Annotated in this window: 8 protein-coding genes; 3 read left to right on the top strand and 5 right to left on the bottom strand. The window is 74.6% G+C overall.

All coding sequences use genetic code 11. From position 1 onward, the window contains the following. From ABZX40_RS22730 to ABZX40_RS22720, 3 genes are all read left to right on the top strand, one after another. Window positions 1-1,578: CHAT domain-containing protein (locus tag ABZX40_RS22730; RefSeq protein WP_356162643.1), on the top strand; the 1,578-nt coding region annotated here is incomplete at its 5' end. A 131-nt stretch (window positions 1,579-1,709) separates the two neighbouring features. Further along, complete coding sequence (locus ABZX40_RS22725; RefSeq protein WP_355741018.1) at window positions 1,710-2,012, top strand: hypothetical protein; 303 nt, start codon at window positions 1,710-1,712, stop codon at window positions 2,010-2,012. Further along, on the top strand, window positions 2,009-3,673 hold the full coding sequence (locus tag ABZX40_RS22720) for an amidase family protein (RefSeq protein ID WP_355741020.1): 1,665 nt from the start codon (window positions 2,009-2,011) through the stop codon (window positions 3,671-3,673). Before ABZX40_RS22725 ends, ABZX40_RS22720 begins: the two co-directional genes overlap by 4 nt. A 611-nt stretch (window positions 3,674-4,284) precedes the next feature. On the opposite strand, the gene ABZX40_RS22715 is transcribed toward ABZX40_RS22720, so the two are convergent. From ABZX40_RS22715 to ABZX40_RS22695, 5 genes are read right to left on the bottom strand one after another with little or no spacing between them, the layout of a single operon-like run. After that, entirely contained in the window at window positions 4,285-4,959 is a 675-nt protein-coding gene (locus tag ABZX40_RS22715) for an ATP-binding cassette domain-containing protein (protein WP_355741022.1), read from the bottom strand. Further along, on the bottom strand, window positions 4,952-5,932 hold the full coding sequence (locus ABZX40_RS22710) for an ABC transporter ATP-binding protein (RefSeq protein WP_355741024.1): 981 nt from the start codon (window positions 5,930-5,932) through the stop codon (window positions 4,952-4,954). Before ABZX40_RS22710 ends, ABZX40_RS22715 begins: the two co-directional genes overlap by 8 nt. Beyond that, window positions 5,929-6,849, bottom strand: a complete 921-nt coding sequence (locus ABZX40_RS22705) for an ABC transporter permease (protein ID WP_355741026.1) — start codon at window positions 6,847-6,849, stop codon at window positions 5,929-5,931. Before ABZX40_RS22705 ends, ABZX40_RS22710 begins: the two co-directional genes overlap by 4 nt. Continuing rightward, window positions 6,839-7,807 carry an ABC transporter permease gene (locus ABZX40_RS22700; RefSeq protein ID WP_355741181.1) on the bottom strand — a complete coding sequence of 323 codons (969 nt, stop codon included), beginning with the start codon at window positions 7,805-7,807 and terminating at the stop codon, window positions 6,839-6,841. The genes ABZX40_RS22705 and ABZX40_RS22700 overlap by 11 nt, the downstream gene beginning before the upstream one ends. A gap of 32 nt (window positions 7,808-7,839) precedes the next feature. Beyond that, window positions 7,840-9,432 (bottom strand): ABC transporter substrate-binding protein, encoded by a 1,593-nt coding sequence (locus tag ABZX40_RS22695; RefSeq protein WP_355741028.1) that lies wholly within the window; start codon window positions 9,430-9,432, stop codon window positions 7,840-7,842. Between the last annotated feature and the right edge of the window lie 145 nt (window positions 9,433-9,577).

Genomic DNA, 9,577 nt, shown 5'->3' with positions numbered 1-9,577 from the left:
CCCGGGGGAGCGGAGTTCCTGCCGGAGGATCCGGCGCCGTCCCCGGCCACCGGTCCTACCCCGCGGCCCGCACCCGACCTTCGGCTCCGCGACGCGTTCGACTCGGCGACCGGGGGAGCGGAGTTCCTGCCGGAGGATCCGGCGCCGTCCCCGGCCACCGGTCCTACCCCGCGGCCCGCACCCGACCTTCGGCTCCGCGACGCGCTCGACTCGGCGACCGGGGGAGCGGAGTTCCTGCCGGAGGACCCGGCGTCGTCCCCGGCCACCGGTCCCATCCCGCGGCCCGCACCCGACCTTCGGTTCCGCGATGCGCTCGACTCGGCGACCGGGGGTGCGGAGTTCCTGCCGGAGGACCCGGCGTCGTCCCCGGCCACCGGTCCCATCCCGCGGCCCGCACCCCACCTCACCGCCGACCTCCGCCAGCGCCTCGCCGACGAGTGGCGCGACCTCACCGCCCGTATCCGCGCCGCCCACCCCGCACTCGGGCTGCTCCGCCCGGTCCGGGAGTGGGACGAGGGCGAGGTCCGGGCCGTCGCCGCCGAGGGCCCGGTCGTGCTGGTCAACGTCTCCCCGTACGGCAGCGACGCCCTGCTCGTCACCGAACGCGCCGTCGTCGCCGTACCGCTGCCCGCGCTCGGGGCGGACGCGGTGCGCGGGCGGCTCGGGGAGTTCGAGGAGGCGCTCGCGCGGATCGAGGCGCCCGGCACCACCCGCAAGCAGTCGCAGCGCGCCCAGCGGACGGTACGGGACACCCTCGACTGGCTCTGGCACACCGTCACCGGCCCCGTCCTGGACCGGCTGCCGGAGGCCACCCGGCTGTGGTGGTCACCCGGCGGACTGCTCGGCCCGCTGCCGCTGCACGCCGCCCAGCCCGCCGACGGCGGCCCCGGCGCACTGGACCGGGTGATCTCCTCCTACACCCCCACCCTGCGCGCCCTGCACCACGCCCGCGAGCGCCTCACCCGCCCGGCGGACGGCGGCGGGCCCCTCGTCGTCAGCGTCCCCGAGGCATCCGGCCAGAGCCCGCTGCCGGGCGCCCGCGGCGAGGCCGAGCAGCTCGCCCGGCGGCTGCCCGGCGCCGTCCTGCTGAGCGGCGCCGACGCCACCCGGCCCGCCGTCACCGCCGCCCTGCACCGCCACACCTCCGTCCACTTCGCCTGCCACGCCCTCGCCGACCCCGACCGCCCCTCCGCCGCCCGGCTCGTCCTGCACGACCACACCGACCGGCCGCTGACCGTCCGTGACCTGGCACGGCTGCGGCTGCCGTCGGTCCGCCTCGCCTATCTCTCCGCCTGCGCCACCCTGCGCACCAGCCCCGAACTCGCCGACGAGGCCGTGCACATCGTCAGCGCCTTCCAGATGGCCGGATTCCCCCATGTCGTCGGCTCCCTCTGGCACCTCGACGATGTGATCGGCGCGGAGGTCGCCGGGCGCGTGTACACGGCCCTGACCCGCCCCGACGGCACCCTCGACACCGCCCGCACGGCCCGCGCCCTGCACCGGGCCGTGCACGTCCTGCGCGAGACCTACCCGCTCACCCCCAGCCTGTGGGCCTGCCAGATCCACGCCGGACCCTGACCCCCCGCTCCCCCTCCGGCCGGGCGGCGGGGCAACAACCGTGACACCCGGGGTTAATGGGGCGGATATCGATGGGTGATGAAGTCTGGCCAATCACCCGACACCCCCCACTCCCACCGAGGGAGGACACGTTGAGCCAGCCGCCCCCGCCCACCGCCGAGCAGGTGGACGCCTACATACGCACCCGACTCGCGCTCGCCGGATTCGATCTGGAGCTGCTGCCGGAGACCCCGGACCCGGAGACGGGAGTCCCGACCCGCGCTCAGGTCCTCGCCTCCCTGCGGTCGTTCGTCACCTCCTCGCCCCCGGCCCTCGCCGGCTGGGCACCGCCCGTCACCGGCAAGCCCGGGGCGGTCTACGCCCAGCAGGCCGCCGCCCCGCTGATCTACCCGTCCATCACCGAGTCCTGGACCGGAAAGGCGGACACCGCATGAGCAGCACCGCCCCCGAACCCCGGACACCCGCCGTGCGGGACGGCGAGCGCCGCGCACTCAACCGCCGTACGTTCCTCGCCGGTTCCGCCGCCGTCACCGGGGCCGTCGCCGGAGGGCTGACGCTGCCCTCGCCCGCAGTCGCCGCCCCCGCGACCGCGAGCCGGGGCGCCGCGCCCTACCTCCCCGACATCCAGGTCCGCGACGCCGCCCGGCGCGACCCCACCGAGGCCACCCTCGCCGAGGCCGCCGTCCTGATGCGGCAGCGCAGACCGACCTCCGTCACCCTCACCGAGGCGTACCTCGCCCGGATCGAGCGGTACGACGGCGTCTACCAGGCGTACGCCGAGGTGACCGCCGACCGGGCGCTCACCGCCGCCCGCGCCGCCGACCGCCGGACCACCTCCAAGCGCGGCGTCCTCAACGGCATCCCGCTCTGCATCAAGGACAACTACTTCACCCAGGACGTCCCGACGCGCTGCAACTCGTTCATCTTCGAAGACTTCGTCCCGGAGTACGACGCCACCGCCGTCGCCCGGCTCACCGGGGCCGGGGGGATCGTACTGGGCAAGGGGCAGATGGGGCCGCTGGCCACCACCCGGGCGACCCGGCCCAACGGCACGGTCACCACCGTCAACGCCTGGACCCCGGACAACCCGGCGACCGACCCCGGCGGTTCGTCCACCGGCTCGGCCTGCGCGGTCGCCGGGCGGCTCGCGGCGTCCGCGATCGGCACCCAGACCGGCGGCTCCATCGTGCTGCCCGCCAACCGGCAGAATCTCACCGGCCTCAAGCCCACCATGGGCCGGGCCTCCGTATACGGCGTCATCCCGCTGTCCTTCACCCGCGACCACCCCGGACCGCTGGCCCGGGACGCCATGGACGCCGCGCTGATGCTGTCCGTGATGGCCGGACCCGACCCCAACGATCCCCGCACGCTGGGCCTGCCGGGCATCCCCGACCTGGTGAAGGCGGCCACCCCGGTCCGCTCCCGGCGCGGCACCGTCCAGCTCCGCCACGCCACCCGCATCGGCGTCCCCGCCAACTTCCTGAGCGGCACCGCCACCGCCGTGCGCTCCGCGCTGCTCGACACCCTCGACGCGATCCCCGGTGTCACCCTGGTCGACATCACCTACCCCGACGACTGGTCCCTCCTCACCACCACCTTCAACGCGGCCCGGCTCTCCGAGCGCACCGAGCCGTTCCGGCACTGGCTGCGCGAGGACCCCACCAAGTTCGGGGTGTCCCTGCTGAGCTGGCTCCAGGGGCTGATGATCTCCGGCGACGAGTGGATCACCGCCCAGCGCGCCAAGAACCATCTGCTGCGCGAGGTCCTCGACGGCATCCTCGACGACTGCGATGTCGTCCTCCAGACCGACGTGGTCCCCTTCGACCTGCTCGGACTGCCCCTGATCGGCTTCCCCGCCGGATTCGTCTCCGGCCTCCCCGCCGGGGTACTGCTGGGCGGCCAGCCCTACGAGGAGGACCGGCTGCTGGAGGTCGTCGCCGCGTACCAGGCCGTCACGGACTGGCACACCCGGCGTCCCGCCGACCCGGCGGCGGCCCCGACGGCCCTGCGCTCGGCGGGCGGGGCGGCGACGACGGCGACGGCGGCCGAGGCGCCCCGGCTCTCGGCGGAGGAGGCGGCGGAACTCTCCGCCTGACGTCTCCGCCTGACCTCGCCACCACCTCACGGTCCGGTTGGGTCACTCCGTCGCGGGCGCTCTCACGGTGCGTTCAGGTCACTCCCTCGTGGGCGCCTGCGCCGGGGATGTGCGCGGGGCGTCTCCGCCGGGGACGCCCCGCCGTCGTCGGCGTCTCCGCCGGGGATGCCTGCGTCATGGGCACCCTGCCGGGGGCGCTGCCGCCGATCCCGTAGCCGCCTGCACGGCCTTGCGCTCGGCGGGCGGGGCGGCGACGACGACGGCGGCGGCCGAGGCGCCCCGGCTCTCGGCGGAGGCGGCGGCGCAACGCTCCCCGTGATCCGCCGGGACCCCTCCGGTCCCGACCACCCCGTCCGGAGCGGCCAGCTCCGGGCACCTCACCCGCCGCCCCGCCCGAGACCCCCGGATCCCCCGCAACTGTGGCTGTCCACGACGCGGGGCGCCGGGCGCCGGGCCCCGGTGGACGGCCCGGAGACGGCGGCGACCGCCCGCACCCAGGACAGCCCCGGACCGCCTGCCGCCCCTCTAGCGCTTGCCGCCCCCTTAGCCCTTCCGCCCCTCCACCCCTTCCGCACCCTCAACCCCTCCACCCCCGACACCTCCCCCTCCCCCTACCCCTTCCGCCCCTCCACCCCCGAAACATCCCCCCACTCCACCACCCCATCGCACCACCGCTCCAGCAGCACCCGGTCATGGCCCACCGCCAAGAGGCCCGCCCCGGTGTCCGACCGGTAGTGCTCCACCGCGCCGACCAGCGCCGCCGTGGTGGACGCGTCCAGCATCGCGGTCATCTCGTCGCAGATCAGCCAGCGCGGCCGGAGGACCAGCGCGCGGGCCAGGCAGGCGCGCTGGAGCTGGCCGTCGCTGACCTCGTGCGGGCGGCGGCCCAGCAGATCGGGCGTGAGGCCCACCGCCGGGGCGAGTTCGGCGAGCCGGGCGCCGATCTCCTCCCGGCGTCCGGTGGCCCGCAGCGGCTCGGCGATCAGGTCGGTCAGCCGCAGCCGGGGATCGGCGGAGAGCCGGGGCTGCTGGAAGACGACCCCGATCGCGGTGCGCTGGGCGCGGGGCGCCCGGTGCCGCCAGCCGCCGACCGGCTCGCCGTCCAGGACGACCGTCCCGGCGTCGGGGCGGTGCAGCAGGGCCGCGACCCGGGCCAGCGTGGACTTGCCGCAGCCGCTGGGGCCGAGCAGACCGACCGCCCGCCCGGGGTGGACGGTGAGCGAGGCGTCCCGGACGACCGGGTCGCGGCGGCCGTATCCGGCGGTGATGGCGCGCAGCTCAAGCACGCTGGCCCTCCCGGAGGTGCGGATGGTGGCAGGCGGTGCCGTCGGTCACCGGGGGCGGGGCGGCGCAGACGGCGTCGGCCCGGGGGCAGCGCGGGGCGAAGGCGCAGCCGGGCGGCAGATCGCTCAGCTCGGGCGGCAGCCCGGGGATCGGGGTGAACCCCCGGTCGGGCAGGGCCCCGAGCAGACCGCGGCTGTAGGGATGGCGGGGACCGGGATCGCCGAAGAACGTCTTCGCGTCCGTGAGTTCCACGATCCGGCCCGCGTACATCACCGCCACCCGGTCCGCGATCCGCTCGGCGGCGGCGAGGTCATGGGTGATGACGAGCAGGGCCCGGCCGTCGCCGCTGTCGACGTGGCCGCGCAGTTCGTCGACGGTGTGGTCGACGAGGTCGCGGTCGAGGCCGGTGGTGGGTTCGTCGGCGAGCAGCAGGGGCGCGTCGCCGACCAGCGCGAGCGCGGTGGCGGCCCGCTGGGCGAGGCCGCCGGACAGTTCGTGCGGATGCCGGTCCAGATGACCGGCGGGGAACGCGGCCCGCCCGGCGGCCCGTTCGGCGGCGTCCCGTACGGCGGTCCGCCCGCGCACCCCGCTGAGCGCGGCGACCGTCTCCTCCAGCTGGGACCGCACCCGGCGCACCGGGGTGAGATGCGCGGCCGGGCTCTGCGGGATCAGCCCGACGAGCCGCCCCCGGACCCGCCGGGCGAGGGTGCGTTCACCGGCGGTGAGCAGGTCCAGGTCGCCGAGCAGGGCGGCGCCCGCGGTCTGGGCGTTGCCGGGTAGCAGCCCCAGCAGCGCGGAGGCGAGCACGGACTTGCCGCAGCCGCTCTCGCCGATCAGCGCGAGGCACTCCCCGGCGGCCACGTCGAAGGAGGCGTCGGTGACGGCGGCGACCCGGGCCCCGCCGGGCAGCAGAAACCGCACGGACAGCCCGCGCACCGACAGCACGGGGGCGCCGAATGTCCCCTGGTCACTCACAGCATCAGCTCCGATCGGCGCCGGGGATTGATCCGTTCCCGCCAGGCCCCGGCCAGTCCCGCGATGGCGAGGGTCGGCACGATGAGGAACAGTCCGGGGAAGAGGGTGGGCCACCAGTCCCCGGCGAGCAGGGAGCTGCGGGCCCCCTGGATGAGGGTGCCGAGGCTCGCGGTGTGGGTGGGCAGGCCGAGCCCCAGGAACGACAGCGCCGACTCGTGCCACATGGCGTGCGGCACCATCAGGACGGCCGCCAGCCCCGCCTGCGGCAGCACGGCCGGCAGCAGATGCCGTACGGTCACCCGCCACCGCGACGCGCCCCCGGACACGGCCGCGTCGATGTACGGCCGGGACCGCAGCGAGAGCACCTCGGCGCGCACGATCCGGGCGGTGGACAGCCAGTGGGTGAGCGCGACCGACACGACCACCGGCCACACCCCCGGCCGGAACATCGCCACGATGAACACACCCAGCAGCAGATGCGGTACGGAGGCGAGGGTGTCGACCACCCGCATCACCAGCCGGTCCACCCAGCCGCCGAGCGACCCCGCCAGCGCCCCCACGGCCGTCCCGATGACGGTGGCGGTGAGCGCGGCGGCGAGCCCGACGAGCAGCGACACCCGCAGCCCGTACACGCACCGCAGCAGCAGATCCCGCCCCACGTCATCGGTCCCGAACGGATGGGCCCAGCTCGGCGGCCGGAGCTTCAGCGCCAGATCGACGGCCTGCTGGTCGAGCCGGACCAGCGGCGGGACGAGGAGCACGGCGAGCACGGTCGCCCCGACCAGGACGGCCGACACCCGCACCCGGACGGTACGGGTGGAGCGGCGCTTGGTGCCGTGGGACCGCCAGTCGGTCCCCGTGACCGGAGCCGCCGGGGTGGCCGGGTTGGCCGGGCCTGCCGGGGTTTCACATGTCACGGAATGTCACCCTCGGATCGAAGAGGCCGTACAGCAGATCCGCGAGCAGATTGCCGAGCAGTACGGCGGCGGTGGCCAGCGTGGTGAGCGCGGCGAGCAGCGGGAAGTCCACGGCGGTGGCCGACTCCACGGTGGCCGCCGCGATCCCGGGCCAGCTGAAGACGGTCTCCACCAGCAGGGCGCCGGTGATGAGTTCGGGCACCCGGGAGCCGATCAGGGTGAGCACCGGCAGCAGCCCGGACCGCAGGGCGTGCCCGAGCAGCACGGTCCGCTCGCTCAGCCCGCGCGCCCGAGCGCCCCGCACCGGGTCCTCGGCGAGCGCGTCGCCGACGCCCTGGCGGACGTACAGCGTGAACCAGGGGAGCTGGGACAGCGCGAGCACCCCGGCGGGCAGAATGACATGGCCGGCGACCTGCCCCGGGGTGACGGTCTCGCTGGCGGTGTCGGTGAGACCGCCCGCCGGGAGCAGATCGAGCTGGAGCGCGAACAGCCAGACCGCGAGCAGGGCGATCCAGAAGACGGGGGCCGCCTCCAGGGTGTAGGCGAGGGAGGTGACGGCCCGGTCCAGCCATGACCCGGGGCGGCGGGCGGCGAGCACCCCGAGGACGGTGCCGGTGAGGACGGCCAGCGCGAACGCGAGGGTGCACAGCAGCGCCGACCACACCAGCCGTTCGCCGATGACCTCGGTGACGGGCTGGCGCAGCACGCTGGAGTAGCCGAGGTCGCCGCCGAGCGCGGAGGTCAGCCAGTTCCACCAGCGGGAGGTGAACGGCTGGTCCACGCCGAGGTTCTCGCGCAGCCGGGCCAGGGTCTCCGCGTCGGCGCCGAGCGCGGCGGTACCGGCGTACGCCTTGACCGGGTCGAACGGGGAGGCGGCGGCCACCGCGAACACCCCGAAGGTGACGACCAGCAGCACGGGCGCGGCGAACACCAGCCGCCGCGCCGCGAGCCGCCCCATGTCGGCCCAGGGAAGCCGGCGGATGCTGGGGATCACGCCGCGGGCTTCCAGCTCTCCAGGTTCCACCAGGGCCCGCTGGCGAACCCGTGCTCGTGCGGCTCGATCTGGGTGTTCAGCCCGTCCCACCGGTCGGCGAGCACATACACATGGTTGACATGCGTCAGGAAGGTGTAGCCGGGATTCTCCACCAGCTCCCGCTGCACGGTGTCGTAGGCGCCTTCCCGGACGGCCTGATCGGCACTGCGCCGCCCCTGGTCGAGAGCATCGTCCACGGCGGGGTTGGTGTACCCGGCCATATTGTTGAAGCCGTCTCCGGCGAGGGTGGAGTGGAGGAGGGTGTAGAGACCGAAGTCGGGATCGCCGACGCTGCCGAACCCGGCGAGCACGGCGTCGTCCTTCATCCGGGGCTCGATGACCTCCCAGGTGGCGCTCTCCACCTTCACCTCGATACCGGCCTTCTTGGCGTCGGAGGCGTAGGCGAGGGCGTGGTCCTGGCGGACCTTGTCGCCGGAGGGGTAGAGCAGGGTGAACGAGGCCCGCTGCCCACCCTTGGCCCGCACACCGCCCTCGGCGCTCCGCCACCCGGCCGCGTCGAGAATCCGCCCGGCCTCGGCGAGATCCTGCTCGCGCTCGATCCCATCGGCGAACCAGGTGTCCCCGACGGGCAGCGGCCCGTAGGCGGGCGTCCCGGCCCCGTCCAGGATGCTGTCGACCATGGCCTGCCGGTCCACGGCGAGATCGAGCGCCCGCCGGATGGCGGTGTCCCCGCTGACCTCTCCGGCCTGCGGCAGCGTCACGGCCCGAAAGTCATACGTCTTGGCCTCGTACGTCTTCTTCCCCTCCTCCCCCTCGAAGGTGGCGGCGAGGTTGGGCGGCAGCACGGCCCCGTCGAGATCCCCGGACCGCAACCGCGTGGCCCGCACGTCATCGTCCTCAATGATCGCCATGGTGACGGTCTTGACCGCGGGCTCCCCGTTCCAGTAGTTGGGGTTGGCCTTGAAGGTCAGCTTCTCGCCCTTGCTCCACGACGACAGCGTGTACGGCCCCGTCCCGACCGGCTCGGTGTTGAACTCCCCGGTGTTGGGGTCCTGCCCACCCGCGATGTGCTCGGGCACGATCGGCAGCACGGTACGCGCGGCGAACCCGGCGTAGGGGTACTTGAGGGTGAAGACGACCGAGCCGTCCCCCTCCGCGCGCACCTCCTCGATGGCGTCCAGCTCGCTGCGGGCCGTGTTGTTGGTCTTCTCGTCCAGGACGGTCTCGTAGGTGAACACCACGTCCGCGGCGGTCAGCGGCTCCCCGTCACTGAACTGCACGCCCTCGCGCAGCGCGTAGGTGTACGTCAGCCCGTCCCCGGAGACCTCGGGGAGGTGCTTGGCCAGCGCCGGGCGCAGCGAGAGATCGGCCTCGCGGGCGAGGAGCCCGTCGAAGATCTTGGAGTTCCCGTCCTTGCCGTACCCGAGGAGCGGGCTGAGCGTGTCGGGCTCGGAGGCGACGCCGACGACGACGGAATCGGCGGCCCCACTCTCGCCGTCACTCCCGCCCCCGGGCGCCGAACAGGCGCCGACGCCCGTGAGTATCGCGCCCGCGAACGCGGCCGTCCGTATCCCTCGTCGCTTCGACATGCTCTCCCACCCTTAATGCCCTGCTGATGCTGTTGCATATTAAGTGCAGTTAAGAGGAGATCAAGCCCCTGTCCCGGCCCGTGGTACGCCGCGACGGAGATCTTCACCACGTGGCGCGGGCACCGGTGCCCCCGTACGATCCGCC

The sequence above is a fragment of the Streptomyces sp. NPDC004610 genome, assembly GCF_040609715.1.
GTDB lineage: Bacteria > Actinomycetota > Actinomycetes > Streptomycetales > Streptomycetaceae > Streptomyces.
This window is presented reverse-complemented; position numbering and strand designations above follow the sequence as displayed.

Bases quoted from the DNA above. Each gene is read 5' to 3' on its own strand.
- ABZX40_RS22720 (WP_355741020.1), top strand. From the start codon at position 2,009: ATGAGCAGCACCGCCCCCGAACCCCGGACACCCGCCGTGCGGGACGGC.
- ABZX40_RS22700 (WP_355741181.1), bottom strand. From the start codon at position 7,807: ATGGGGCGGCTCGCGGCGCGGCGGCTGGTGTTCGCCGCGCCCGTGCTG.
- ABZX40_RS22695 (WP_355741028.1), bottom strand. From the start codon at position 9,432: ATGTCGAAGCGACGAGGGATACGGACGGCCGCGTTCGCGGGCGCGATA.